We start from the raw sequence: 26,966 nt of genomic DNA on the forward strand, positions 1-26,966 counted from the left end.
CCGTGCTATAAACACCTGTAAAAAGCAAGTGAGAGTTAGTCTAACAGGTTTAATTGAGCATGCCAATATTTATGGCTGTTCTATCCCCGCGGGTGAAACTGTTGGTGCAGCTTTTTCAACCGCTCTTTGGCAACGTGGGTGTAGATTTGGGTGGTGGAGAGATCGCTGTGTCCGAGCAGCATTTGCACCACACGCAGATCCGCACCGTGATTGACCAGATGGGTAGCAAAGGCGTGGCGTAAAACATGCGGTGAAAGCGCATTTTGGTCGATTTGTGCCAACAGCGCGTAGTGTTTAATCCGGTGCCAAAAGGTCTGACGGGTCATCATCGTGCCACGCAGGCTGGGGAACAGCACATCGGAACTCTGCCCTTTCAACATCACCGTTCTGCCGTATAGCACAAATTGTTCGATCCAGTAAGTCGCCTCTTCCCCCATCGGCACTAACCGCTCTTTGTTGCCTTTACCAATCACCCGCACCACGCCCTGATTTAAACTGACGCTATCCATGGTCAACGTAACCAATTCCGTCACCCGCAAGCCGGTGGCGTACAGCAATTCCAACATGGCTTTATCGCGCAGCTCCAACGGTTCATCGGTTGCCGGCGCATTGAGCAGATCAGTAACTTGATCTTCGCTGAGATATTTCGGTAAACGCGACGGCAGTTTCGGCGAGGTTAAAAGTGCGGTTGGATCATCACTACGGTATTTTTCGCGGTACAAATATTGGAACAGTTTGCGCAATGCACTCAGCATACGCGCCGAACTGGTAGCTTTATAGCCTTTGGCAAGCCGTTCGCCGAGAAAGGTTTGCAGATCAATATGATCAAGGGTTAATAAGGTCAGATTTTGTGCCGTCAGCCAAGTGCAAAGTGCGGTCAAATCCAAACGGTAAGAGGCTACGGTATTTTCGGATAAGCCTTTTTCCAACCAAAGTTCGTTGAGGAATAAGTCTGTCAACATAGCATCTTTCATAAGAATTAGGCTTGCTTCGGATAGCGCTGTTTACAATGAATAATAGATAAAATGGTGATCATATTGTCATCAATTTGATAGACAACCCGATAACCACGCGGATAAAGCTCACGCGTTCCGCTAATATGTCCGATTTTTCCCATCAGTGGATTTATTTCTAACAGTGCAATCGTATTTTGAATATCTTGCGTAACCGCAACCGCCGAGTTGATACCGGCAACTTCAGTAATATGATAGGCGATATCATTTAAGTTTTTCTGTACCGGTACGGTATAGCGAATAAGGTAAGCCTCAGGCAACATTGGCTTTCATTTCCTTTGCAGCTTGCAAAATACTGGCTAACACACTTTCTGCAACCGCATCTGGGGTGACAACTTCGCCATTGGCAGCTGCTTGTCGTCCGGCTTCAATGCTCTGTTGTAAAAACTGTTTATATTCTTCGCTCATATTTTCCATACCGTCCCCCTTAAGTTGGAATCTAATCCGATTGTACGCAGATTTGCCACATAATAAAACAAAATCCTCTTACCGACAGTCAATCAGTAAGAGGATGACGAGTAATCACGAACGAAAAATTAATCCTCGCCCCATACCTCTTGCGCAATTTCTTCCACCAACCGCACTTTTGCCCACTGTTGCACTTCGGTCATGATGTTGCCCTCTTCCGTTGAGGCAAAACCGCACTGCGGGCTGAGCGCCAGTTGTTCCAAAGGGACATATTGCGCCGCTTGTGTGATACGATCTTTGATCAGTTGTTTATCTTCCAATTCAGGGAATTTTGAGGTGATTAAGCCCAACACCACACGCCCTTTATTGCCTTTGAAATGCTGCAACGGCTCGAAACCGCCGGAGCGTTCGTTGTCATATTCCAAGAAATAACCGTCAAACGTGGTTTGTCCGAACAATTCTTTGGCAATCGGATCATAAGCCCCTTGCAGCATATAAGTGGATTTATAGTTGCCACGGCAAACGTGGGTGGTGATTGCCATATCCGCCGGTTTCTTGGCTAACACCGCTTGCACGTTCGCCAGTGCAATCGCTTTGTTTTGCGCGAAATCGTCCGCATTCGGATCGTTACACAGGTGTCCCCAATAGACATCGTCGAACTGCAAATAGCGGCAACCGGCTTCATAAAAGGCTAACATCGCGTCGATATAGGCTTGTTGCACATCTTTTGCCAACGCTTCTTTGGTGGCGTAAATTTCCGGATTGAACACGTTTTTGTGCATCAACTGGTTCGGGCTTGGAATGGTGAATTTCACCACCGCACGCCCGTTGACGATACGGTTCAGCGATTTGAAATGCTCCAAAAACGGGTGGTTTGGATTCCATGACACTTTACCGCAATTACGGATATTATAACGGCGCACTTGCACCCCGTGGAATTGATAAGCCTGCTCCGGCTCGTAACCTTCGATGCCGTTCAACCCTTCCAGAAAGTCGATATGCCACCAAGAGCGGCGGAATTCGCCGTCGGTAATCACTTGCAAACCGGCGGCAAGCTGCGCTTCAACCAGTTTTGCCACTTCTTGTTCTTCCAATAGGTTCAGCTCGCTGCGGTTAATTTTGCCGGCGTTAAAATCAGCACGCGCTTTTTTCCAAGCCTCGGTGCGTAAATAGCTGCCGACGGTATCGGCGTGTAAGGGTAAGGTTTGTTGTGTCATCTTGATTTCCTTGGTTTGCTCTTTTTAAATACAAAAATCTTGGTAATCTTCCGGATCTACCTGTTGCAGAAATTGCTTGGTGCGCTCCTGCTGCGGACGGCTGAAAAAAGCTTTGGCTGCACCTTGTTCCACAATATTGCCTTGATCGATAAAAATCACCCGATCCGCCACCTCTTGCGCAAAACGGATTTCGTGGGTAACGATCACCATCGTCCAACCCTCTTTCGCCAACAGCTTCAAGGTTTGCAACACTTCGTTGACCAGTTCGGGATCAAGGGCGGAAGTCGGCTCGTCCAGCAAAATCACTTCCGGCTGCACCGCTAGCGCCCGTGCAATGCCGACTCGCTGCTGCTGTCCGCCGGACAGTTGCGACGGATACAAATCCAGTTTATCGCCTAATCCGACTTTTTCCAACAAGGTTTTGGCTTCCTGCCGCGCTTGGGCTGGAGCTTTTTTCTGCACCACAACCAGCCCTTCCATCACATTTTCAATCACGGTACGGTGCGGAAACAGATTATGCTGCTGAAACACCATCGCCGTGCGGCGGCGCAGCTGCAAGGTCTGCTGTTTACTGATTTTCTGGGCAAAATCGATCCGCAAAGTGCGGTCGCTGAATTCCAACGTACCCTGATCAGGCGTTTCCAACAGGTTTAAACAGCGTAAAAAGGTGGTTTTACCCGAACCGGACGGCCCGAGAATCGCAATCACTTCGCCTTTTTCCACCTGTAAATCAATGCCTTTCAGAATTTCGTTGCCATGAAACTGTTTATGAATATTTTTAACCTGTAACATTGCAGTTAACCATAACGTGAGAAGTGTTTTTCCAGCCTGCCCTGTGCCAACGACAACAAGAAACAGATCAACCAATAAATCAGCGCCGCTTCACTGTAAATCCACAAAAATTCATAGGTGGTCGAGGCAATATTCTGCGCTTCACGGAACAGCTCGGTCACTAACACCGTCGAAGCAAGGGAAGTATCTTTCACCAAACTGATAAAGCTGTTCGACAACGGCGGCACGGACACCCGCATCGCTTGCGGCATAATAGTACGGCGGAACGTTTGCGCATAGCTCATGCCGATCGAATACGAGGCTTCCCACTGCCCTTTCGGGATCGACAAAATCGCCGCCCGCACGGTTTCCGAAGCATAAGCGCCGATATTCAAGGAAAAGGCGATCACGGCAGAAGGAAAGGGATCGAGCTTCACCCCGATATTCGGCAAACCGTAGAAAATAATAAACAACTGCACCAGCAACGGCGTGCCGCGAATCGCGGAAACATAGATGCGCGCCAGATAATAGCTGACACTGTAGAACGGGTTATGGCGCGGGATCACCCGCAACAACGCCACCAGCAGCGCAATCAACATACCGAAAAAAAACGACAGCAAAGTCAACGGAATGGTATTGGAAATCGCCCCGCGCAACATCGGCCAAAAAGCGTCGATCAGCATCGACGCTTGTTGTTCGTCCAGAAACGGCAGTCCTGCCAGCAGATTATTCAGTAACGTCATCGCCAAACCATTGAATTGACAAGGCTTTCAATGTTCCGTCTTGACGCATTTCATTCAAAGTGCGGTTAAACTGCGCCACCACCTCGTCATTGCCTTTCAAAAAGACAAAACCGGAACCGATTTTATTGTCGTCTTTATAAGCGATTTTCAAACCGGAATTCGGCTGCTGTTTGAAATAATCCAAAATCGCCAACTGTCCGTTAAAGGTTAAATCGGCACGTTTTTGTTTGACCAGTTCCAACGCCGGTGCCATGCCCTCTACCGGCAGGATTTCCGCACCGTTTTCTTTCGCCAACACATAGTAACTGCTGTTAATGCTCTGCGCCGATTTTTTGCCTTTCACTTGCTCAAGTGCGGTTAAATCTTCGCTGTCGGCGCTGGTCACGATCACCGCACGCTCGAAATTATACGGTTCGGACAGCAGGTATTTTTGCTGGCGCTCCGGATTGGTCAAATCCACCTGATTGGCAATAATATCAAAGCGTTTAGCATTCAAACCGGCAAACATCGCGTCCCATTGGGTTTCGAAAAATTCCACTTTCAGCCCCAAACGTTTTGCCACCTCACGCACCACTTCCACATCAAAACCGGTCAATTTGCCGTCTTTATCGTGGAACGTGAACGGCGGATAAGTACCCTCGGTGCCGACCCGAATGGTTTTCGTGCTTGCCAAAGTTTCGGCTAACGTCGCTTCTTTTTTCTCACTAACCGCACTTTGATTGCTTTGATCGCACGCGCTCAGTCCCAATGCCGCAATCAACACGGTAAAAATCGAAAACAGTTTTTTGTTTAATTTCATTTTGTTATATTCCCGTCGGTTTTAAATCAAAAATTGAGGGGGACAGTATAATAGATTGTGCCTAATCCGCCTATAATTACATTTCCTAAGTTATACGCTTTTATTATAAAAACTGGCAACAGGCGGCGATCAAACAAAAAGCGCTTTATTTCCCCGTCGCAACTATTTATACTATCCTTCTAGTGCCGATAAGGAAGCCCCAACCAAGGAACTAGAACTATGCAAACGCGCTCATTTGACAATAACCGCTCTTTTTGCTTCGGCAAAACCGTTATGCGATCCCTGCGCAGCTTACCGCCGTTATTTTCATTTGATCAGCAATCCTCAGTCAATGGGGATTTTTTTTGCCCGCAGTTTACGCCCCTGACCTCTCGCACCATTCGCTTCATTCCTATTTTGATACCTAATTCACGGAGTAACCGCAATGCAACACGTTCGTACTTTTAATACCTATATTCGCGATGAAATTATCAAAAAAGGCGGCTGGGTCAATTCCCATGCCCACGCCGACCGTGCGTTCACCATGACTCCGGAAAAAATTGATATTTACCGCACTTGCAATTTGCAGCAAAAGTGGGATTTGGTGGACGAAGTCAAACGCAACTCCAGCATTGAAGACTATTACGCCCGTTTTTGCCAAGCGATTGAAATGATGATTCAGCAAGGTGTCACCGCATTCGGTACGTTTGTAGATATCGATCCAGTGTGTGAAGATCGCGCGATCATCGCCGCCCACCGCGCGCGCGAAATGTATAAAAACGACATTATCCTGAAATTTGCCAACCAAACCTTGAAAGGCGTGATCGAACCGACCGCGCGCAAATGGTTTGACATCGGCGCCGATATGGTCGATATGATCGGCGGCTTGCCGTATCGTGATGAATTGGATCACGGACGCGGTGAAGAAGCGTTTGACATTCTGATGGACGCTGCCAAATCACGCGGCATTATGTGCCATGTCCACGTTGATCAATTCAACACGCCACGCGAAAAAGAGACCGAAATGCTGTGCGACAAAACCATCGAGCACGGTATGCAAGGTCGGGTCGCCGCCATTCACGGCATCTCCATCGGCGCGCACCCGAAAGAGTACCGCTATCAGCTTTACGCCAAAATGCGCGAAGCACAAATGATGATGATCGCCTGCCCGATGGCATGGATCGATAGCAACCGCAAAGAAGATCTGATGCCGTTCCATAATGCCTTGACCCCTGCCGATGAAATGATTCCGGAAGGGATCACCGTGGCAATCGGCACGGACAATATCTGCGACTACATGGTGCCGTTATGCGAAGGCGATATGTGGCAAGAACTCAGTCTGCTCGCCGCCGGCTGCCGCTTCCCGGATATCGAAGCGATGATTAATATCGCCAGTGTGAACGGGCGTAAGGTGTTGGGGTTGGATTAGGCTAAGTTTTTCTCATTTATCTTAAAGTCGCTATCGGGTTTCGCCGATGGCGATTTTCTTTTATCACTATCGCTATTTCGCCTTGCGGCGACCTTACTTTTCTTTGCTTGTGCAAAGAAAAGTAGGCAAAAGAAAGCACCCCCTAATGAACTGCTTTTCTTCGCTTAGTGTGAATTTGCTTAACGGAAAATTTTTAATGCGCCTGCTTCGCAGGCAAACTCGCTTTGCTCAAACAAAAAAATTTCCCTACAAATATCACACACGCTCAGGCAGTTCACAAGGGAATCCGAAAAATGCGACGCAGAATACGAGATTTTAAAAATAGAAAGGAAAAATGAAAGTGCAGTGCAGTTGGTTTTAAATTCCCCATCTGTAGTGCCTGAGCGTTTGCGTGAAGATTTCAAGGTCAATTTGTCGTGTTCGAAGCCTGCACAGCAGGCAAGTTTACAAATTGACCGTAGAAATTAGCAAAGGCGAAGAGCAGCACTACAACTGGGGCGTGTTTCTTTGCCTTCTTTCTTTGCACGAGCAAAGAAAGAAGGTCGCCATCGGCGAAACCCGATAGCGACTTTAAGATAAATGAGAAAAGAGTGAGTACCGTCGTTGCAAAACGAAAAACGATAGTAATAAAAAAACCAAAGTGCAGTTCAATCACCCACAAAAATGCCCAATCAGCTTCGCCAATAAATCCCGGGTTGGTTGCACATATTTGGTTTCTAAAAACTCATCGGGTTGGTGCGCTTGTTCGATTGAGCCCGGGCCTAGGATCAAGGTCGGGCAGAGTTGTTGGATAAACGGCGCTTCGGTGCAGTAATTGACGGTTTCGGCTTTTTCGCCGAGCAATTTTTCCACCACCTGCACCACTTGCGCCGAATGCGGGCATTCATAGCCGGGAATCGGTTCGTAAAGTGCGGTCAGGGTCACGCGGTCGCCCCAACGTTCGATCAGCGGTTGCAACGCTTGCTGCATCATCTCGTTTAAATCTTTCAATTCCAGATTCGGCAACGGGCGAATATCAAATTGCAGTTCGCAGCAGGCACAAATTCGGTTGAGCGCGTCGCCACCGTGAATGTTCGCCAGATTCATGGTCGGATAGGGAATCACAAAACCGTCGTGGCGGTATTTTTCACGCAGCGTATCACGCAGCCCAATCAACTGCGTGGTCGCTTGGTGCATAATTTCAATCGCATTAATCCCCTTATCCGGATCGCTCGAATGCCCCGATTTGCCGGTAACACGCACCGCATTGCCCATATACCCTTTGTGCGCGCGGATCGGTTTTAACGACGATGGTTCGCCGATAATGGCGCAATCCGGACGGATATGCGCATGTTGGGCAAAGGTGCGCGCACCAAGCATGGTGGTTTCTTCATCGGCGGTGGCTAGAATGCGCAACGGCTTTTTCAGCCGGGTTAAATCCATGTTGGCAACGGTATCGACGATAAAGGCAAAAAAGCCTTTCATATCCGCCGTGCCCAAGCCGTAAAACTTGCCGTCTTGTTCGGTCAGTTTGAACGGATCAAAGGTCCAGCGTCCCTCGTCAAACGGCACGGTGTCGGTGTGCCCTGCCAGCAGCAATCCGCCTTCGCCCTCGCCGAAAGTCGCCAATAAATTGTATTTATCGCGTGCGCCTTCCACGGCGATGATTTCGGTTTTAAAACCCAAGGTTGTCAGCCAATCCGCCAATGTTTCAATCAAAGTGCGGTTGGATTGATCCTGTTCCGCCTCCAGACTGCTGATGGTCGGCAAGCGGATTAAAGTGCGGTATAAATCGAGAAATTGCGGTACCGGCATGATTTTTTCCTGAATAATAGTTGATTAATTTAGATAATTATGCAAAATATCGCATAATTAATCACTCTTAAACTTTATTTAACGCTTGGTGCAAATCGTGTATAAATCACATACAATAGCCTTAACGTTGTCATTCTTCATGTTATAAGGATTAGCCTACCCTATGTCAAAATTAAAAGCTATCATTGTCGGCGCCAGCGGCTACACCGGCGCAGAACTTGCCCTGATTTTAAACCGTCACCCGCAGTTTGAACTGAGCGGCTTATTTGTTTCCAGCAACAGCGCCGATGCCAACAAACCGATTTCCGCCCTGTACCCGCAATTGCGCAGTGTGGTCGATTTGCCGCTGCAGCCGCTGCCCGCCGACAACGCCGAGATCGGCAAATTGGCGCAGCAGTTCGATACGGTTTTCCTCGCCACCGCCCATGAAGTCAGCCACGATTATGCGCCGATTTTCCTCAACGCAGGCTGCCAAGTGTTCGATCTGTCAGGTGCCTATCGGGTCAACCGCGCCGAATTTTATCCGCAATATTATGGCTTTGAACACCAATATCCGCAACTGCTGCAAAGTGCGGTTTACGGCTTGGCGGAATGGAATCATGACAAAATCAAACAAACCGATTTGGTCGCCGTTGCCGGTTGTTATCCGACCGTGTCGCAACTGAGCCTGAAACCGTTGTTGGCAAACGATCTGATTGATCGCAGCCAACTGCCGGTGATTAATGCGGTCAGCGGCGTGAGTGGCGCAGGGCGCAAAGCCAGCATGACCAACAGCTTTTGCGAGGTCAGCCTGAATGCCTACAGTGTGTTTAACCACCGCCACCAGCCGGAAATCGCCACCCACTTGGGCTGTGAGGTGATTTTCACCCCGCACTTGGGCAATTTCAAACGCGGCATTTTAGCAACCATCACTGCCAAACTGAAAGCTGGTGTCAGCGCCGAGCAAGTACAAGCGGCGTTTGAGCAAACCTATCAAGGTCGCCCGTTGGTGCGCTTATGCGGTCGCAATTTCCCGTCGATTAAACAGGTGGAGTTCACGCCGTTCTGCGATATTGCGTTTGCCATCAAGGATCAACACATTATTATCGTCGGCGCAGAGGACAACCTGCTAAAAGGCGCGTCGGCGCAAGCGGTGCAGTGTGCCAATATTCGTTATAACTTCCCTGAAACCAGCGGATTATTTTAAGAGGATATGCCGATGAGAGCCTTAGTATTAAAAGTCGGCGGCGTGTTGCTTGATACGCCGCAAGCGATGGATAACCTGCTAACCGCACTTAGCCGCTATCGCCGACAACATAACCGTCAAATCGTGATCGTACACGGCGGCGGCGTTGTGGTGGATAATCTGATGAAAAAACTCAATCTGCCGGTAGCGAAGAAAAATGGCTTGCGCATCACCCCAAGCGATCAAATTGATATTATCGTCGGCGCATTGGCAGGGATTGCCAATAAAACATTGCTGGCTAAGGCATTAAGCATGCAGCTTAACGCCGTCGGTTTGTTTTTGGGCGATGGCAATATGACCGAAGCACTGCAGTTCGATGAAGAACTCGGACACGTTGCCAACGTTACCCCGAACGATCCAACTCTGTTGAAACAACTATTACAGGCGGATTTTCTGCCGATTATCAGCTCGATCGGTTTGGATCAACAAGGGCGTTTGATGAATGTTAACGCCGATCAAGCGGCGATTACGATTGCCAAACTGATCGATGCCGATTTGGTGATGTTATCCGATGTAGACGGCGTGCTGAATGCCGATAAACAACGGATTCCGCAGCTCAACGCCGCACAAATCGCACAGTTGATTGAAGATAACGTGATCACCGACGGCATGATCGTCAAAGTCAATGCGGCGCTGGAAGCCGCGAAAGATCTAGGGCGCGGCGTGGACATCGCCAGCTGGAAACACCCCGACAAACTGACCGCACTTTTAAGCGGCGAAATTGTCGGCACGCGGATTAATCCGTAAAGAAACACCATCATCACTCCGTATACAACAATACTTACTTTTGAGATGGGCTGTGATTCAAATTTAATGACACAAAAAAGGAAATTTTATGGCACTTTGGGGCGGTCGCTTTACACAAGCGGCAGATCAACGGTTTAAACAATTTAACGATTCACTGGTATTTGACTACCGCTTGGCAGAACAGGATATCGAAGGTTCAATCGGTTGGTCGAAAGCGCTGACCGCCGTCGGTGTCTTAACCGCCGCCGAACAGCAACAACTGGAAAGCGCACTGTTGGAGCTACACGCCGTCGTTGCCGCCGATCCGCAAATTATTTTGCAAGACGATCATGAAGATATTCACAGTTGGGTGGAAAGCAAACTGATTGAAAAAGTCGGCGATTTGGGCAAAAAACTGCACACCGGCCGCAGCCGTAACGACCAGGTGGCGTTGGATATTAAACTGTGGTGCAAACAGCAAGTCACCGAGTTGCAAAAAGCGATTCGCCAGTTGCAACGTAAACTGGTCGCCACTGCCGAAGCCAATCAAAGTGCGGTCATGCCCGGCTACACCCACTTGCAACGGGCGCAACCGGTCACTTTTGCCCATTGGTGTCTCGCCTATTTCGAAATGTTGGAGCGCGACTATTCCCGTTTGGCGGACGCTTACCAACGCATGAACAGCTGTCCGCTCGGTTGCGGCGCACTTGCCGGCACAGCATATCCGATTGACCGCGAGCAATTGGCGCAGGATTTGGGCTTTGCTTATGCCACCCATAACAGTTTGGATACGGTGTCTGACCGCGACCATATCATCGAACTGCTGTCGGTTGCTTCGTTAAGCATGGTGCATTTATCGCGTTTCGCCGAAGACTTGATTATCTTCAATAGCGGCGAAGCCAATTTCGTCGAGCTGTCGGACAAAGTGACTTCCGGCTCATCATTAATGCCGCAGAAGAAAAATCCAGACGCATGCGAATTGATTCGCGGCAAAACCGGTCGTGTGGTCGGCGCATTGAGCGGAATGTTGATGACGGTCAAAGGCTTGCCGCTGGCATACAATAAGGATATGCAGGAAGACAAAGAAGGCATTTTCGACGCACTGGATACTTGGCACGACTGTTTGGATATGGCGGATTTGGTGTTGGACGACATTAAAGTCAATACCGAACGCACCAAAGATGCGGCACTGAAAGGTTACTCCAACGCGACCGAACTGGCGGATTATCTGGTCGCCAAAGGCATTCCGTTCCGTGACTCGCACCATATCGTCGGCGAAGCGGTGGTGTATGCGATTGGGCAACAAAAAGCCTTGGAAGAACTCAGCCTTGAAGAATTCCGCCGCTTTAATGCGGTGATCGCTGATGACGTGTACCCGATTTTATCATTGCAATCCTGCCTCGATAAACGTTGTGCCAAAGGCGGCGTCGCTCCGCAACGAGTAGCGGAAGCGATTGCAAACGCCAAAGTGCGGTCGGCGTAAAATATAGCAACCCCTTTTAAAAATCGCTAACATGGTCTGTTGTTAGCGATTTTTTATTTCTCCGCCTTACAACGTTGATCACGATCATGTTTTCACCCGTTATCATTTGAAGCAACCCCACTTTAAATGTAAAATTGTCTAGTTACATTTACAATTTTTATCATTAAAATAAGGAATGAAGCCATGCCAATTAACCAATCAATCAAAATGAGCTTAACCGCACTTTGTATCGCTGTCTTAACGGCTTGCGGTGGTAGTGGCGGCGGTGGAGGTAGCGATAATGCCAATTCAACTTCAACCATTAATAACAGCGGAACAGCAAGTACAACAGATTCAAACACAACGAATACGGCGACAACAGCTGTAAGCGGACAGGTTCTAGTTACCAAGGGAGATACCTATTCAGCAGAAGCGTCCTCCAAGCTACAAAACATCACTACAACCAACCTAAAAGCAATTACGGTTGACGGCATCACAATTCAATTAGAACGTAGTGGCATTTATGCTGCTGGCTGGTCAACATTCAATCTCGGCAGTGATGCCACCCAGAAAAACACCATCACTTGTTGCGGCACTCAGCAAAATGTGAAAATTGGCGCATATGATGAAGGTGAAGACGGCGCATCTTATCTATTCTACACTGGCAACCCAACCGCTGAAACACAAATCCCAACAAGAGGCTCAATCAGCTATCAGGGAAATTCATTATACTCACCTTATAACCCTGATTTTGATGAAGATTATTACCAAGGTAGCACAAATTTAGTCGCGAATTTTGATTCAAAATCACTATCTGGAGAGCTGAAAAGCGAAGTTGCGACCATCACAGTCGTAGCAGACATTAGCGGAAACGGATTTTCCGGTCAAGCGACCTCTTCCGCTGAAACCGCAAATGCGCAATTACAAGGGAAATTTTACGGCACAAATGCGCAAGAAATTGGTGGAATAGCATCTGCCAATGAGCGTGATAGTCGCTGGGGCGTGGTTTTCTCCGGTAAACAACAATAATGACTTCATGCTAGTATAGTGTTATAGGTGGGTGTTAACCGACCTATAACCCATAAACTGTAACTGCAACAATCAATCCTGTTTGGTAATAAAACAAAGCAGCCAAACAGATATATAGTAAGTCGGTTGGGTTGGATTTGCGAAACCCAACCGACAATTTAAATTGACAGATAATCAAACCAAAAATAAGCGCCATGCAAACCGATAATCTCGATCTCAACCAACAAACCGCTAAAATCCATTGGCATGAACTGCAACCGCACTTTGCGCGCGGCAAGGTGCTGTATCTTGATCCGAGCTTGGATTTGATTGAAGTGGCGCAGGCAATGTTGCAGGATAACAGCGCTTATATTGCCGAATTGATCGAACGGCGGCAGGTTTATGCCGTTACCGCAGCGCAGGCGTTGCAATTTTATCAATATAATCAGCTGATGTGGGCAGTGGTGTTAGCGCCGTGGGTGTTAGCGCAACCGGTGGAAAACGCAACGCCAGCCGAACAAAGCGCTCGCCCTCTCCAGTAAAAAATCGATTAAATAAATAGTACAACCGCTACCGCACTTTGCTATGATTAGGCATAAATGATTTCACTTTGCAACAGGACGTTTTATGTCGTTTAACCACGCTTTCCGTGCCGTTGTCTCCGATCTGGACGGCACTTTGCTCACCCATCAACACGTTGTCGGCGGCTACAGTGCCGAAACCATCAAACGCTTGGAAGAACAAGGTATTGATATTATTCTCGCCTCCGGACGCAATCACATTGATATGGCACATATTCTGAAGAAAATTGAATCCGAGCATGCTGCGATGATCACTTCCAACGGGGCGCGCATTCACGATCTGCACGGCAACTTGTTGTACAGCAACAGCCTGCAAGAAAACATCGCGTTCGCATTGATGAATTTGGAATTTGATCCGACGCGGGTGGTGCTGAATTCTTATCAGGACGAGGGTTGGTTTATCAATATCGACCTTAAGCAACTGCGCAAATACCATAAAGATTCCGGTTTTGATTATCAAGTCGTCGATTTTTCCCACCACCACGGCAGAGGCACGGAAAAAGTGTTTTTTATCGGCAAAACCGCTGCCGATCTCGCCCCGATTGAACAGACTATCCGCCAACAATATGGCGATCAAGTCAGCATGACCTACTCTACCCCGATCTGTTTGGAAATTATGAACCAAGGGGTGACCAAAGCCAATGCGCTGGCGCATTTATTGCAGGATCGCAGCTATGAATTGAACGACTGTATCGCCTTTGGCGACGGTATGAACGACATCGAAATGTTGAGCGAAGTCGGGCGCGGCTGCATCATGGGCAATGCCGATCCGCGCGTCAAAGCGCTGCTGCCGCACTTGCAACAAATCGGCTTGAACCGTGACGAATCGGTCGCCGCCTATTTGCGTGCGTTATTCAATTTAGTCTAAGAGGTGAATATGAAACTTTGGTACTCCACCACCAGTCCGTTTGTACGCAAAGTGCGGTCGGTGATCGCACATCATCAATTGGAACAACAGGTTGAGCTGCAAGCCACCGTCGCCGCCAAAGCGGAATCGCCGCATAATCAGGATAATCCGCTGGGACGCATTCCGGCGTTGCAGACGGATCAGGGCGACTGGTTGTTTAGCAGCACGTTGATTGCGGAATATCTGGATCAATTAGGCAAAAACCAACCGCTGTTTCCACGGGGAGAAAACCGCTGGCAGGTGCTGAATTTGCATGCGATTGCCGACGGCATTATGGAAAATACCCTGATGTATTTGGGCGAACGTATGATGCGCGATCAAACGGAATGGTGGGATAACCGCCATCAACAGATGATTGAACGTAATATCCGCTCGTTGCAGTATCTGGAACAACGCTTGGATCAGCTTGGCTCGGAGCTGAATATCGCCACGTTATACGTTGTGTGCGTGATCGATTTCTTCCATTTCCGCCTGAATTTTATCGGCGTAAATCCAACCGAAGTCGTACCGCACTTGGATCGCTGGACGCAGCAGATGAACGAAAAGTATCCGTGTTTGGCTGCAACCAAACCGTATCAAAGCTAAACACCGATGAACACCTTGTTATTACTGTGTAGCGGCGCCAGTTTAGGCGCAACGGCACGTTGGTTGCTGTCGCTATGGCTCAATCCGCTATTCAGTCAAATTGCACTCGGGACATGGCTTGCCAACTGCCTCGGCAGTTTGCTGATCGGCGTGTTAATCGGCGTTTTTGTCAGTTTTCCTGCGGTCAGTGCCGAATGGCGGCTGTTTTTAATCACCGGTTTTCTCGGCAGCTTCACCACCTTTTCCTCTTTTTCCGGCGAGGTGATCGAAAAATTGATGAGCGATAAATGGCTAAACGGCTTAGGCGTAATCTCCGCCCATTTGCTCGGCGCGCTGCTGTGTACCGCACTTGGCATTTATCTGTGGCGCTTGTTGCATTAACCCTTGAGACTATCATGTGCGAGGAGAACAGCCATGAGAATTCTAAACGCAGAGCAGATTAAACAAGTTGATTTATACACCATTCAACACAAACCCATCACCTCAATTAATTTAATGGAACAAGCGGCTACCGCCTGCACCCAATGGCTGACCGCACATTTTCCACCGCACCCGACACTGTGTTTCAATCTTGTTTGCGGACACGGCAATAACGGCGGTGACGGCTTGGCAATTGCCCGCCAACTACAGCAACTGGGGTTTAAAATCCGTGTATTTTTGCTCGCCGCAGAACATTATTCGGCTGACTGCCGGATTAATCTGCAACGGCTGCAAGATTTGGCGATTCCCGTAGTTCATTTGGCGGAAAGTCAGGATTTGAATCGCCTGCAATATTGCCAAGGGATTGTGATTGATGCGTTGTTCGGCTCCGGTCTGAACCGCACTTTGCAAGGATTTGCCGCAGAACTGGTGAATTGCCTAAACCGGCTGCATTTGCCGATGATCAGTATCGACTTGCCGTCCGGTTTATTTTGCCAAGACAATCAGCATAACGATCCACAGGCCATTATCCGCGCCGACTACACCTTATGTCTGCAAATTCCCAAACTGGCGTTACTCCTACCCGAAAACCAAATTTATAGCGGCGAAACGGTGATTCTCCCCATCGGTTTGCTAAGCGATGCGATCGCTCGCCAAGCAACCGAATTATTCTACACCACAGCCGACGATATCGCCCGTATTTACCGTCCACGCAAGCCGTTCAGTCATAAAGGCAATTTCGGTCATGCCTTAATTATTGCAGGCAGTTACGGCAAAATCGGCGCCGCCGTGTTGGCAAGCCAAGCCTGCTTGCGTGCCGGCGCAGGTCTGGTGAGCGTAGAAAGTCCGAAGTGCGGTTATTCAATTCTGCAAACCAGCGTACCGGAGGCAATGGTGTTGGTCAATCATGGCGAAACGGTATTAAGCGGTTGCAGTTCGCATTATCCGGATTATAGTGCTATCGGTATCGGTCCGGGAATCGGGCAGGATCAATTGACCCAATATTATCTGCAACAATTGCTACATCAAGTTGAGAAGCCGATGGTGTTGGATGCCGATGCACTAAATCTGCTTAGCCAAGATATCAATCTGCAAAAGCTAATTCCGCGAAACAGCATTTTAACACCACACCCGAAAGAGTGGCAGCGTTGGATTGGCGAATGGCAAAACGATAACGAGAAACTACAGTTGACCCGCACTTTTGCGCAACAAAACGGATTATATGTCGTGCTCAAGGGGGCTTACACGGCGGTCTGTTGTCCGGACGGCACTATCCATTTTAACAGCAGCGGTAACCCCGGTATGGCGAGCGGCGGCAGCGGAGATGTGCTGACCGGTGTCATTACCGCACTTTTGGCACAAGGCTACACTCCGCAACAAAGTGCGGTTTTCGGCGTATATCTGCACGGCAGAGCCGGCGATTTAGCAGCTCAAGCTTTGAGCCAAGAGGGGCTGATCGCCAGTGATTTGATTGCTTATCTGCCGCTGGCGTTTCGCTCGGATTAAAAACTCAAGATCAAAACAAAAAAGGGATAACCGCAGTTATCCCTTTCGCTGAGGTTTTTAGCCCAACAACCCCAGCTGCTGCACGATAAACAGCAAGGCGAAGGCGGTCAGGTAGATCAAGCCGACAATCGACAACCAATACAAGCCCTTGCTGATTTTATGTTCGCCTTTCAGTACCAACAACAAATTCAGAGTGGCGAAAATCGGGGTGGAGACAAAAGAGGCGATCATGGCAAATTGCAACATCGGCGCCAGTGCATTGTTAAAGAAAAACAGCACCACCAAGCCCGCAATGGTCGTGAACAGCATCGACAGGTTCAAAAAGCCTTGGCGGGTTTCCTGCTTCTTCAAAATCAGGCGGATCGCTTCCACATTACAACGGCTGTAACCGTCGATAACCGTAATCGTGGTGCCGAACATGCAGGAGAACGCAATAAAGGCGATCAGTAAACGTGACCATTCGCCGATTGTCACCGCATACATATTGATCAATTGCGCAATATAACGGCCGCCGACTTTTTCCACTTCCACGCCGGAGCCGTGCTGCACCAAAGCGCCCAACGCCAAGAAAACCAACGCCAAAATCGCTGTGCCGATATAACCGACATTGAAATCAAACAAACCGTCACGATAGGAAACTTTTGCCAAACGGCGTTTCGCCACCACCCACATCGAGTTGACCGCCGAAATTTCAATCGGTGCCGGCATCCAGCCCATCAAGGCAACGATAAATGCCAACGCTCCCAAATTCCATGGCGTGGCGCTGACGTAATCCGCCGGCGCGACCGCGCCGCGACTCATGGCAATCACCACCGCAGCAACGGTAGCCAGCGTTAGGCTGATCATAATCAGCTTAGACACGCTGTCCAGCACACGGTATTTGCCCAATAACAGCAACGTCAGGCTGATACCCAACACAATGGTACTTAAAATCGGCATCGGCACGCTGAACGGCAAAATGAAAGAAAGGATCACCGCACACAACAAACCGACCGCGGCGGTGTTAATCACCGAGGCAAAAATATTCAGAATGGTAAAAATCCACAGGTAAAATTGTCCTTTCTGACGATAGCCTTCCAACAACGTGTTGCCGGAGTCCAATGTATATTGCGCGCCGAAACGGAAAAACGGATATTTGAACAGGTTTGCCAAAATAATAATGATTGCCAGCTGCCAACCATAAATAGCGCCGGATTGGGTTGAGGCGATCAAGTGTGAACCGCCGACTGCCGCGGAGGCCATCAAAATGCCGGGGCCTAATGCCCCCAGCTTGCTTTTCCAATTGGAAATCTCTTCAGATTGCATGGATTCTGTGTTGCTTGTCATAATGTTGTTCTCAAGGTTTTTTTAATAAAAGTTCTTCACTACCGTTCATCAATACGCGACATTCGGCCAAACCGTGTCTATAAAAGTAAACAACACCGCAGGCAGACCTAACGATTATGTTTTGTTTTAGCGGAAACAGTTCGCATTAACACTTTAATTCAGAATAAAATCGAAATAATATGCCAATTTTAATCAAATAAACAAAATAAAAAACTATTGCTATTTTTATAAACATGCCTAACTTTTCAGTCAGGGTGCTTGAGTTTACTGATTATTTCAGGGATTGGCAATCTACTTTGACGATTTCCACACCAATCGTCAAGAAAGTAAGACAGCAGAAAGTGCTTTAAAACGGGGATTCAACGGACTCGAAACATGCCGCTCAATAACCACAACACCAAGCAAAGTAATAACATCGCCGACGGCGCAACCCAATTCCAACCGAAGTGTTGCCATACGGTCAGCAGATAATTACCGCCGACACTGGCGCCGAGGTAATAACTGGAAAGATAGAGTGCGGAGGCCAAAGCGCGGGCGTGAGTGGCGTTTTTGCCGACCCAAGCACTGGCAAGGGCATGGGTGAAAAAGAAGCCGATACTGCACAGCAACAACCCGATAACCAAAATCCACAGCGATTGGCTAATCAACAGCAGCATGCCGAACATCAACAGCAACCAGCCGAACAACATGCCGCGCGGTGCCGAAAAGCGACGGCTGAAACGTCCCGCCATCGAGGCGGCGAAAGTGCCGCTCAAATAACAAAGAAACAGCAGTGAAACCTGCAATGTGCTGAGTAGCCAAGGGGCTTGCTGCAGACGCAATCCGATCACGGAAAACATATTGACAAACATACCGAAACAAATGCCGCTGATCAAAAAAGTCCGCCACAGCAGCGGATTTTTGATATGGCCGCACAGGTTCGCCATAATGGTTTTCAAGCCCAGCGACTGCGCGCTGAAATGGCGCTCTTTCGGCAAGTAGAAATAGGTCAGCACCGCACCGCCAAAGGTTAAAAGTGCGGTAAACAACATCGGGGCATTCAAGCCGAATATCTCCGCCAACATTCCTCCCAGAATCCGTCCGGAAATACCGCCGATCGAATTGGCGGCAATATAGATTCCGATCGCCGGCATCACCGCCTCTGCCTCGAATTCTTCGCTGATATAGGCAATCGCCACTGCCGGCAAACCCGCCAAGGCGATGCCCTGTAGGAAACGCAATAAAATCCAAGCGCCCACCGAATGGCTAAAAACCAGACTCAGCGAAAAAAAAGCACTCAAGCCCAAGCTTAACAACATCACCAACCGCCGCCCGAAGCGATCTGCTAGCAATGCCCACGGAATCAAACACAGGCTCATGCCCAACGACGCCGCGGCAAAAATCCAGTTCGCCCGATTTAATGACACCGCATAGCGCTCGGCAAACAGGGATAACAGCGGCTGCACCACATATAAGTTACTGAAAACCAAAAATGATGAGAGTGACAACACCAACGTTGCCCAAAAATAGTCCCGTGTTTTAAGCTTAATCATCTTATTTTGTTTTCATTTTGATAACAGAATGATTACATATTAAGCCAAAGTGCGGTTTATACAAGATATTGATCACAAAAATGTTCTCTATATCAAATTTTTCTTTATCAAACCTGCAAATCCTCTTACTCTATGCCATTAATTTCCTTTCTGTTTAAGTCATTATCATATGTTGCTAACCGTACTCTACATTATCGGGATCACCGCCGAAGCCATCACGGGTGCTTTGGCTGCCGGTCGTGAAAAAATGGATCTATTCGGCGTGATTATCATTGGTTCGGTCACCGCCATTGGCGGCGGCTCTATCCGCGATATGCTGCTCGGCCACTATCCGCTCGGTTGGGTCGCACACCCCGAATATATTTTGATCGTCGCCGGTGCTGCCGTTTCGACAGTGTTCGTTGCGCCGTTAATGCGCTATTTCCGTACGGTGTTTTTGGTGTTGGACGCGTTGGGATTGATTGTGTTTTCGATTATCGGCGCACAGGTGGCGTTGGATATGGGGCACGGTTTTATCATCGCCTCGGTGGCGGCGGTTGTGACCGGTGCTTTCGGCGGCGTGCTGCGCGATTTGCTCTGCAACCGCATTCCGCTGGTGTTCCAAAAAGAGCTGTACGCCAGCGTTGCGCTGCTGACCACTGCAATCTATCTCGGTTTGCCTTATTTAGGGATCGCCCACAACCTCGTGGTGATTCTAACCTTAATCAGCGGCTTTGGCATACGGTTGTTGGCAATCTATTTCCATTTGTCATTGCCGGTGTTTGATTACCAAGAACAGCAGTCGCCACCGAAACCGCTGTTGAAGACATGGCGAGAAAACCGCAAAAAATAGCGGCTCACTGCGGTTTAAACTGTACTGCATTACTGCAATTGCAACTCCGCCAACATCGCCAACACCATTTCTGAGGATTGTTGCGCCGCCAGCGGTAAAAATTCGTCAAAAGAGAGATGGGATTCTTTATCGGCAACATCGGAAACCGCGCGCACCACCACAAACGGCAAATCAAATGCACAACACACCTGCGCAATGGCAGCGGCTTCCATTTCGACCGCAATCGCTTGCGGAAAATCAGCTTTAATCTGCGCAATTTGCTGCTCACCGTTACAGAACATATCGCCGCTGCAAACCAAGCCTTTGACCGCACTTTTGCCCTGTGTGTGCAGCGCCTTTTCCGCCAGTTCGATCAACGCCTGATTGGACGGAAACGACGGCGGACAGCCCGGCAATTGCCCCTTGGCATAACCGAACGCCGTCACATCGGCATCATGGTAAGCGGTTTCGGTGGAAATAATCACATCGCCGATATTCAGCGCGGCACTGATTCCGCCGGCCGAGCCGGTATTGATGACACACTCCGGTTTCGCCAACAAAACCAAGGCAGTGGTTGCCATTGCTGCGGCGGTCTTGCCGATCCCCGATTGCACCAACGCAACCTCCAAGCCGTCCAGATTGCCTTGATACAAGGTGCAACCGGCAACCTGACGAGTGGTCAATTCGGTCATTTTATTGCGTAAGATCTCCACTTCTTGCGCCATCGCGCCGACAATTCCGATTTTCATCTTGCTTCCTTTTAACACCTATATTCTAACGACTGTTTTCTAACGACTGTTTTCTAACGACTATTGACTGGCAAATTGAGTTTTGACTCTGCGACAAAGGTGGTTTTGCGCTGTTGCTGCTGCAAAATCCGTGAAATTAAAAAATCCATCACCGCAAAGGTATAATCATCATTATACAAGGTACTGCTGGTCAACACATATTGCCCGTCAATCACCACGAACGGGCTGGTAAACACCCCGTATTTTTCGGTCAACTCAACCGCTTCTTTCGCTTTGTCGGCTACCGCCGACGATTTGATCTGCATTAAAAATTGATCCAGCGCGATATTATGTTCAATCAACCAATGATACAAATTCTCGCCTTCGACCAGCGAGGCTTTGCCTTGCTTATCCGCGCTGTCAAACAGCAACAGTTCCGCCAAGCCTTGACGATCCAAATTCAGCAGACTGTAATAGACATTCGGGCCAAACAACGCATCTTCGGTCGCAATCGGCTGTAACATCAGGCGAATCTGTTCATCATGCAAGCGCTGATACAGGGTTAAATTATCAAATGCGGTCAGGCAATACTGGCATTCATAGGTGAAAAACAATTTGACTTCAATCCGACCGTCAATCGGGCTGGATCTAATCGGAATGGTATAAGAGAAGTAATCCTTGCCGTCTTCAAAAGCAAAGTCTGCACTAGGCGTTTCCGCACTTGATGGCGGCAACCCGCCTTGCTCTGACGGACGGATTTGCTCCGAGTGATCTTGCGCTAAATCACTTGATACGGAATTGTTCTGCTCGGAACGGCCGGGTTGCGCTGCAGCCTGCACTTGTTGCCCGCTGTCATCGGCTGTCTGTGCCGACACCAGCGGTAAAAATAACGAAAACAACATTCCTGTCAGCCACAGCTGACCTAGTTTATTTTTCATGCTATAACTCGATATCTCTTTGTTGCCTGCTTGTTGCCTGCCGCTGTTTTTTCTTTAAATAACCGATATTTTATTGGCGATCCGACTTTATTCTACTCTATTTTTATAACGGTTGCAGATATTCTACCATTAACTGCAGCTGCCGATTACCGCGAAACTCATTAATATCCAGTTTATAAGCAATTTTCATCTGTTTCACCGATAAATCCGGATAGCGCTGCGGATCAATATTAAAAGCAATCGCATCAAACAGTTGCGTGCCGTTATGCGGTTGCAGCATCATCTTCAAATGCCGCCCGCCAACCAGCCGCTGCTGCAATACCGTGAACTCGCCGTCAAATAGCGGCTCCGGAAAGGCCTGTCCCCAAGGGCCGCATGCGGCAATCAACTCTGCGGTTTGCAGGCTCATCTCGTCCGGCGACAGCTCGCCGTCCGACCAAATCACGCCGGTTAACTGTTCCTGCGCCAAACAACCGCACACGGTTTCGGCAAACACCTGTTGAAACTCAGTAAAACGGCTTTCGACAATGCTCAGACCGGCTGCCATCGCGTGCCCGCCGAATTTCAAAATCATGCCCGGACAACGTTGGTCGATCCGTTCCAGCGTATCACGGATATGCAGTCCTTCAATCGAACGCGCCGAACCTTTCAGAATGCCCGCTTGATCATGGGCAAACGCCACCACCGGACGATGAAAACGGTCTTTAATCCGCGAAGCCAAAATTCCCAGCACTCCCTGATGCCAATCGGCACGATACAACGCAATCGCATACGGCAATTCTTGTTCTAATTCATGCAGTTGGCTGCAAATCTGCAATGCTTCCAGCTTCATGCCCTGCTCAATCTCTTTGCGGGTTTGGTTCAATGCGTCCAGCTCGTGCGCCAACTGGCGGGCAGTGAACATATCTTCCGCCAACAGCAGCTCTACGCCGACACTCATATTATCCAGACGGCCGGCGGCATTTAATCTCGGACCGATAGCAAAACCGAGATCAGAGGCAACAAAACGGCTGAGATCGCGGTTGGCGATTTCCGCCAGCGCCTGAATGCCGTAACGACAGCGCTGCGCGCGAATCCGCTCAATGCCTTGATAGGCTAAAATGCGGTTGTTCTGATCGAGCGGTACGACATCGGCAATCGTACCCAACGCCACCAGATCGAGAAATTCGGCAAAATTCGGCAAATCCTGTGCGGCGATCAAACCACGCTCACGCAGCGCCGCACGCAATGCCAACATCAGATAAAAAGTCACCCCCACACCGGCAAGGGATTTGGACGGAAAATCGCAATCTTGCAGATTCGGATTAATAATCGCATCAGCGGCAGGCAGCTCGTTTGGCGGCAAATGGTGATCGGTAATGATCACCTTGACACCGCACTTTTTCACAAACGCCACGCCGTCATGGGAGGAAACGCCGTTATCCACCGTGATCAGCAGCTGCACCTGCTTTGCCAGCGCCATTTCCGCCACTTCCACGCTTAAACCATAGCCCTGTTCAAAACGGTTCGGCACCAGATAATCCACCTGTTGAAAGCCTAACTTGCGCAGCGCCAACACCGCAAGTGCGGTACTGGTCGCGCCGTCGGCATCAAAATCGCCGACAATTACGATTTTCTGCTGCTGCTGCAACGCCGTCAGCAACAGTTCCACCGCCGCCTGCGTGCCGTTAAGCCGCTGCGGCGGCAACATCGCTTGCAAAGTGCGGTCAAGCTGCCGTTTATCACGGATATTGCGTGCCGACAAAATGCGATCCAACAACGGATTATCCGCCAACGGCAAGATCGCTGGCGGCTGGCGGCGGCGAATGACTTTATTCACAAAAATTTTTAAACCTTAAAAAATCGGGGAGAAATCAACAATAAAGGCGGATAAAATCCGCCGTGCTGTTGCTAAAACAGGAGAAACTATTGTTCGCCCTGCAAGACTGCGAGCAAGTCTTTCGGCGGCAGATAACCGCCCAGCATTTCGCCGCTGTCGGTCACGATGCTCGGCGTGCCGCGCACACCGTATTGCCGTCCCAACGCATAATGTTTCGCCACGATTTCAGGCGCTTTCAGCTGTTGCGGCAATTTGCCGTTTTCGGCGTTGTCCAGTGCTTGATTACGATCGGTTGCCTGCCAAATGGCTTCCATTTGCCGTGCGGTTTGGTTGTCCAATCCGGCGCGCGGAAACGCCAAAAAGCGCAAGGTAATGCCTAAATCGTTATATTCCTGCTTTTTGCTGTAGAGCAAATGGCAGTAGTGGCAGGTGATGTCCATAAACACCGTCACCACATATTTTTCGTTTTTTGCCGGATAAACGATCATCTCGTCAGCCAACGCATTCAGTTTGCCGAACAGCATTTTTTCGCTCAAATTGACCAAATCGCCGTTTTTTAATTCGAACAGATCACCGCGCAAAATATAATTGCCGTTTTCCGATACATAAAAAATGCCTTGATCGGAAATCACCGATTTAATGCCGGTTAACGGAGATTGTTGGATCTCGGTATTGGTCATGCCGAGTGCGGACAAACGCTGGTTGATCGCCGTATCGGAAGCCAGCGCCATGCCGCTGAACACCGTGCCGAGAAGTAACAGAGAGTTTTTCATTATTTTCCTTATCATGTTGTAGTTATGCCAAACCGCACTTTATTCCAAACTGAACGGCTTCACATAAGGCAGCATACCTTTTTGCAACATACTGCGCAATCCGCTGGAGTAGTTACTACCCAGTCCTCTAATCTCAAAGTTAATGCCGACCGAATTATCGTAAAACACCTGATCCGCCGCCGCGTTGCTGTCATTACTAGAGGTTAAATAGCGCCGTGCGCCGATGCCGATGCTCCAACAACAGGTGTTATATTGAATGCCGCCGTACTGCTCGACCGGTTTATTCAGCGCCACATCATGGTAATAACGCCCGATTACCGCCCAATTGTCATCAATATCCCATGCCACGGTTGCCCCGATTTGCTTGATATCCTGATCATAACGGTTTGCGCCGCCTTGCAGGTTTTGATTAATATAATCCTGACTGGCATAGCGGTAATTCAACTGTACCAGATTGTTGCCGCTCGGATTAAACTCCAGCGCCATATTGGCAAGTGCGGTTTTATTCAGCACGGTGTCATATTGATAGCTGCCGCGCCAATTCCAATCGCTATTGATTTTCCAGTTCGATTCCGCCGACCAGGAAGAAGAGTGGCGGCTGGTGCTGTTATCCAGCGAATCGTCAATGCGCGAAGCGGTCAGGTAGTAAATCTGTCCCAACGAAAGGTTGAAACGCTCTTCCGCATTGTCATCAAAGAAACGGGTTGTGCCGCCGACCGTCACCTGATTCGCCGAAGCGATTCGGTCTAAACCGCTGTAACGGCGATCACGGAACAATGAGAAGTAGTCCTGCTGCAACAACGCGCTGTCATAACCCAAGCCCAAATAGTTGGAGTTGACATCTTTCGCACCGATATTGCTCTGATCTTTGTAAGGACGATACAAATACTGCACATGCGGTTCCAAAGTCTGGGTGTATCCCTCAATCCAGTTTTGAGAATTGAGCAACACCGTTTGCAAATCGGCCTTGAATTGCGGCAACACCCGATTCACGCTGCGCTGAACCTCTTCGGCATATTCGCCTTTGCCTTTCGTTTGCTGATAGTGGGTGGCATATAATTTAGTCTGCAAATTCAAGCTGCCGTAGTCATTGCTGAGCGGCAAATTCAACTCTGGCTGCACATGGAAACGCCACGCTTTCGGCATCATCGCACTGTCGTTGTCAAAATGCACGGCTTGCGAATACAAGGCAAAATCCAGCCAACCGTTCGCCAACCCGTTTTGATAATAGTTAAAATCGATTTGCGGCAAAGCACGGTACGGCCCGACATCGGTTTCGTCGAAAATCTGGAATTGTCTGCCGGAAATAACCAAATTGTAGTTCGGTTGGTAATAGCCCAGACTGAATTTTTGCGTGGCATAGCCGTCGGTGCTGTTGCCGTATTCGGAGGTGAAATCGTTGAAATAGCGCTTATCGCTGACACGGGTATAATCCACGTTCAACCGCCAATCGCCGAAGCTGGCGGCGTGTTGCCAGAAAAACAGGTGGCGGGATTTATTCTCACCCAAATACTCTTTCAAACGATCTTTATGCAGATATTCGCTCGCAATCGTCCCCAAACCGAACTGGTTCAGATAACGGAACTCGGTCAACAGCTGCAAGCCGCGATCGGTCATCACTTTCGGCGTAATAGTGGCGTCGTAATTCGGTGCGATATTCCAGTACACCGGCTGGGCATAGCTGAAACCGTCACGGCTGGACATACTGAACTGCGGCATTAGCAAACCGCTGCGGCGGCGATCGCCCAACGGCAGCTGCCAATACGGCGCATACAAAATCGGCACACCCAGCACTTTAAAGCGCGCGCCCCACATCTCTGCCACTTCTTCCTGCAAATCCTGACGGATTTCATCGGCTTCGATTGACCAAGCATTATCATTCGGCAAACAAGACGTGAAAGAAGCATTGTGCAAAGTGCGGTAACGCGCACGCATTTCCGCCTGCTGCGCTGTGCCTCGTCCCTGACGACCGACAAACTGATAGTCCACCGTTTCAATATCGCTGTCTTGGCTGTTCAAATTGATCTTGGCATTGCTGCCGCTGAGATCGATTTGTTCGTCCCGATACGCCAAATCGCCGTCGACATAAGCAAAGCGCTCGATTTGCTCGCCGCTGCCCTGCGTCGTAATTTTAGCGTGTTGCGACTGCAACCGCCGGTTGCCCTGTTTTATATCCACATCGCCCTGATAAGAGGCTTCCGTAGCGTGCGACATTTCGCCACGATCGGCTTCGATATAAACCGGCAACTCATTCGGATCGCCTTTGACCGGCTCACCGCTAAAGTGCGGTACGCCCAACAGACACTGTTGTCTCAGATCGGCTTGCGCGGCATTGGCGTATAACGAACTCAAAATCAACAGTGTCAGCAGGCTGTATGTATTTTTTTGCATTCTGTAACCTACGGTAATAAAAATGGTTATAAAACAGAGAAACTTGGTTGATTGTACTCGAAATCCGGTTATTGA

General features: G+C 49.1%; 26 protein-coding genes. 11 read left to right on the plus strand and 15 right to left on the minus strand.

The genetic code is table 11. The features are described 5' to 3' along the window. Positions 1 to 80: 80 nt before the first annotated feature. From xerD to B8880_RS13945, 7 genes are all read right to left on the minus strand, one after another. Entirely contained in the window at positions 81 to 974 is an 894-nt protein-coding gene (gene xerD, locus B8880_RS13920; protein ID WP_084258171.1) for a site-specific tyrosine recombinase XerD, read from the minus strand. Between the two features lie 5 nt (positions 975 to 979). Continuing rightward, complete coding sequence (locus B8880_RS13925) at positions 980 to 1,276, minus strand: type II toxin-antitoxin system RelE/ParE family toxin (RefSeq protein WP_084258172.1); 297 nt, start codon at positions 1,274 to 1,276, stop codon at positions 980 to 982. Continuing rightward, positions 1,266 to 1,430 (minus strand): hypothetical protein, encoded by a 165-nt coding sequence (locus B8880_RS14505; RefSeq protein WP_159460765.1) that lies wholly within the window; start codon positions 1,428 to 1,430, stop codon positions 1,266 to 1,268. The genes B8880_RS13925 and B8880_RS14505 overlap by 11 nt, the downstream gene beginning before the upstream one ends. 119 nt (positions 1,431 to 1,549) lie before the next feature. Further along, positions 1,550 to 2,638, minus strand: coding sequence for a 5-methyltetrahydropteroyltriglutamate--homocysteine S-methyltransferase (locus B8880_RS13930; protein ID WP_084258173.1), 1,089 nt, complete (start codon positions 2,636 to 2,638; stop codon positions 1,550 to 1,552). A 24-nt stretch (positions 2,639 to 2,662) separates the two neighbouring features. Then, positions 2,663 to 3,430, minus strand: coding sequence for an amino acid ABC transporter ATP-binding protein (locus B8880_RS13935; RefSeq protein ID WP_084258174.1), 768 nt, complete (start codon positions 3,428 to 3,430; stop codon positions 2,663 to 2,665). Between the two features lie 5 nt (positions 3,431 to 3,435). Next, complete coding sequence (locus B8880_RS13940) at positions 3,436 to 4,152, minus strand: amino acid ABC transporter permease (protein WP_084258175.1); 717 nt, start codon at positions 4,150 to 4,152, stop codon at positions 3,436 to 3,438. Next, on the minus strand, positions 4,136 to 4,951 hold the full coding sequence (locus B8880_RS13945; RefSeq protein WP_084258176.1) for an amino acid ABC transporter substrate-binding protein: 816 nt from the start codon (positions 4,949 to 4,951) through the stop codon (positions 4,136 to 4,138). The genes B8880_RS13940 and B8880_RS13945 overlap by 17 nt, the downstream gene beginning before the upstream one ends. Positions 4,952 to 5,375: 424 nt before the next feature. Between B8880_RS13945 and B8880_RS13950 the strand changes: the two genes are divergently transcribed. Beyond that, entirely contained in the window at positions 5,376 to 6,359 is a 984-nt protein-coding gene (locus B8880_RS13950) for an amidohydrolase family protein (protein WP_084258177.1), read from the plus strand. Between the two features lie 651 nt (positions 6,360 to 7,010). Here the strand turns inward: B8880_RS13950 and argE are convergent. Further along, the gene (gene argE, locus B8880_RS13960) at positions 7,011 to 8,153 is read right to left on the minus strand and encodes an acetylornithine deacetylase (protein WP_084258179.1); all 1,143 of its coding nucleotides are present in this window, start codon (positions 8,151 to 8,153) and stop codon (positions 7,011 to 7,013) included. A gap of 163 nt (positions 8,154 to 8,316) precedes the next feature. Between argE and argC the strand changes: the two genes are divergently transcribed. The 9 genes from argC to B8880_RS14005 all read left to right on the plus strand — a co-directional run bounded on the left by argC (position 8,317) and on the right by B8880_RS14005 (position 16,573). Further along, positions 8,317 to 9,339, plus strand: a complete 1,023-nt coding sequence (gene argC, locus B8880_RS13965; RefSeq protein ID WP_084258180.1) for an N-acetyl-gamma-glutamyl-phosphate reductase — start codon at positions 8,317 to 8,319, stop codon at positions 9,337 to 9,339. 12 nt (positions 9,340 to 9,351) lie between these two features. After that, positions 9,352 to 10,125, plus strand: a complete 774-nt coding sequence (gene argB / locus B8880_RS13970) for an acetylglutamate kinase (protein WP_084258181.1) — start codon at positions 9,352 to 9,354, stop codon at positions 10,123 to 10,125. Between the two features lie 88 nt (positions 10,126 to 10,213). After that, on the plus strand, positions 10,214 to 11,587 hold the full coding sequence (gene argH / locus B8880_RS13975) for an argininosuccinate lyase (protein ID WP_084258182.1): 1,374 nt from the start codon (positions 10,214 to 10,216) through the stop codon (positions 11,585 to 11,587). A gap of 183 nt (positions 11,588 to 11,770) precedes the next feature. Next, the gene (locus B8880_RS13980; RefSeq protein ID WP_084258183.1) at positions 11,771 to 12,595 is read left to right on the plus strand and encodes a Slam-dependent surface lipoprotein; all 825 of its coding nucleotides are present in this window, start codon (positions 11,771 to 11,773) and stop codon (positions 12,593 to 12,595) included. 194 nt (positions 12,596 to 12,789) lie between these two features. Beyond that, positions 12,790 to 13,116 carry a DUF2288 domain-containing protein gene (locus tag B8880_RS13985; RefSeq protein ID WP_084258184.1) on the plus strand — a complete coding sequence of 109 codons (327 nt, stop codon included), beginning with the start codon at positions 12,790 to 12,792 and terminating at the stop codon, positions 13,114 to 13,116. Positions 13,117 to 13,201: 85 nt separating this feature from the next. Beyond that, on the plus strand, positions 13,202 to 14,023 hold the full coding sequence (locus B8880_RS13990; protein WP_084258185.1) for a Cof-type HAD-IIB family hydrolase: 822 nt from the start codon (positions 13,202 to 13,204) through the stop codon (positions 14,021 to 14,023). Positions 14,024 to 14,032: 9 nt separating this feature from the next. Continuing rightward, positions 14,033 to 14,647, plus strand: a complete 615-nt coding sequence (locus B8880_RS13995; RefSeq protein ID WP_084258186.1) for a glutathione S-transferase N-terminal domain-containing protein — start codon at positions 14,033 to 14,035, stop codon at positions 14,645 to 14,647. A 6-nt stretch (positions 14,648 to 14,653) separates the two neighbouring features. After that, positions 14,654 to 15,028 (plus strand): fluoride efflux transporter CrcB, encoded by a 375-nt coding sequence (locus B8880_RS14000; protein ID WP_084258187.1) that lies wholly within the window; start codon positions 14,654 to 14,656, stop codon positions 15,026 to 15,028. A 33-nt stretch (positions 15,029 to 15,061) separates the two neighbouring features. Continuing rightward, a complete protein-coding gene (locus tag B8880_RS14005) occupies positions 15,062 to 16,573 on the plus strand; it encodes an NAD(P)H-hydrate dehydratase (RefSeq protein ID WP_084258188.1) in 1,512 nt (503 codons plus the stop codon). Between the two features lie 57 nt (positions 16,574 to 16,630). On the opposite strand, the gene B8880_RS14010 is transcribed toward B8880_RS14005, so the two are convergent. Both B8880_RS14010 and B8880_RS14015 read right to left on the minus strand, forming a co-directional pair. Next, a complete protein-coding gene (locus tag B8880_RS14010; RefSeq protein ID WP_084258189.1) occupies positions 16,631 to 17,899 on the minus strand; it encodes an NRAMP family divalent metal transporter in 1,269 nt (422 codons plus the stop codon). Between the two features lie 359 nt (positions 17,900 to 18,258). After that, a complete protein-coding gene (locus B8880_RS14015; RefSeq protein WP_084258190.1) occupies positions 18,259 to 19,431 on the minus strand; it encodes an MFS transporter in 1,173 nt (390 codons plus the stop codon). Positions 19,432 to 19,600: 169 nt separating this feature from the next. On the opposite strand from B8880_RS14015, the gene B8880_RS14020 reads away from it, so the two are divergent. Further along, positions 19,601 to 20,263: a trimeric intracellular cation channel family protein gene (locus B8880_RS14020; protein ID WP_084258191.1), complete on the plus strand. Its 663-nt coding sequence runs from the start codon at positions 19,601 to 19,603 to the stop codon at positions 20,261 to 20,263. 29 nt (positions 20,264 to 20,292) lie between these two features. Here B8880_RS14020 and mtnN read toward each other — a convergent pair whose 3' ends face one another. The 5 genes from mtnN to lptD all read right to left on the minus strand — a co-directional run bounded on the left by mtnN (position 20,293) and on the right by lptD (position 26,891). Next, complete coding sequence (gene mtnN / locus B8880_RS14025; protein ID WP_084258192.1) at positions 20,293 to 20,991, minus strand: 5'-methylthioadenosine/S-adenosylhomocysteine nucleosidase; 699 nt, start codon at positions 20,989 to 20,991, stop codon at positions 20,293 to 20,295. A 53-nt stretch (positions 20,992 to 21,044) separates the two neighbouring features. Next, positions 21,045 to 21,908 carry a thioredoxin domain-containing protein gene (locus B8880_RS14030; protein WP_084258193.1) on the minus strand — a complete coding sequence of 288 codons (864 nt, stop codon included), beginning with the start codon at positions 21,906 to 21,908 and terminating at the stop codon, positions 21,045 to 21,047. Positions 21,909 to 22,011: 103 nt separating this feature from the next. Continuing rightward, positions 22,012 to 23,727: a single-stranded-DNA-specific exonuclease RecJ gene (gene recJ / locus B8880_RS14035; protein ID WP_084258194.1), complete on the minus strand. Its 1,716-nt coding sequence runs from the start codon at positions 23,725 to 23,727 to the stop codon at positions 22,012 to 22,014. 86 nt (positions 23,728 to 23,813) lie between these two features. After that, positions 23,814 to 24,500 carry a bifunctional protein-disulfide isomerase/oxidoreductase DsbC gene (dsbC, locus tag B8880_RS14040; RefSeq protein WP_084258195.1) on the minus strand — a complete coding sequence of 229 codons (687 nt, stop codon included), beginning with the start codon at positions 24,498 to 24,500 and terminating at the stop codon, positions 23,814 to 23,816. Positions 24,501 to 24,539: 39 nt separating this feature from the next. Next, on the minus strand, positions 24,540 to 26,891 hold the full coding sequence (gene lptD, locus B8880_RS14045) for an LPS assembly protein LptD (protein ID WP_084258196.1): 2,352 nt from the start codon (positions 26,889 to 26,891) through the stop codon (positions 24,540 to 24,542). Between the last annotated feature and the right edge of the window lie 75 nt (positions 26,892 to 26,966).

Source organism: Pasteurella testudinis DSM 23072, assembly GCF_900176075.1.
GTDB lineage: Bacteria > Pseudomonadota > Gammaproteobacteria > Enterobacterales > Pasteurellaceae > Chelonobacter > Chelonobacter testudinis.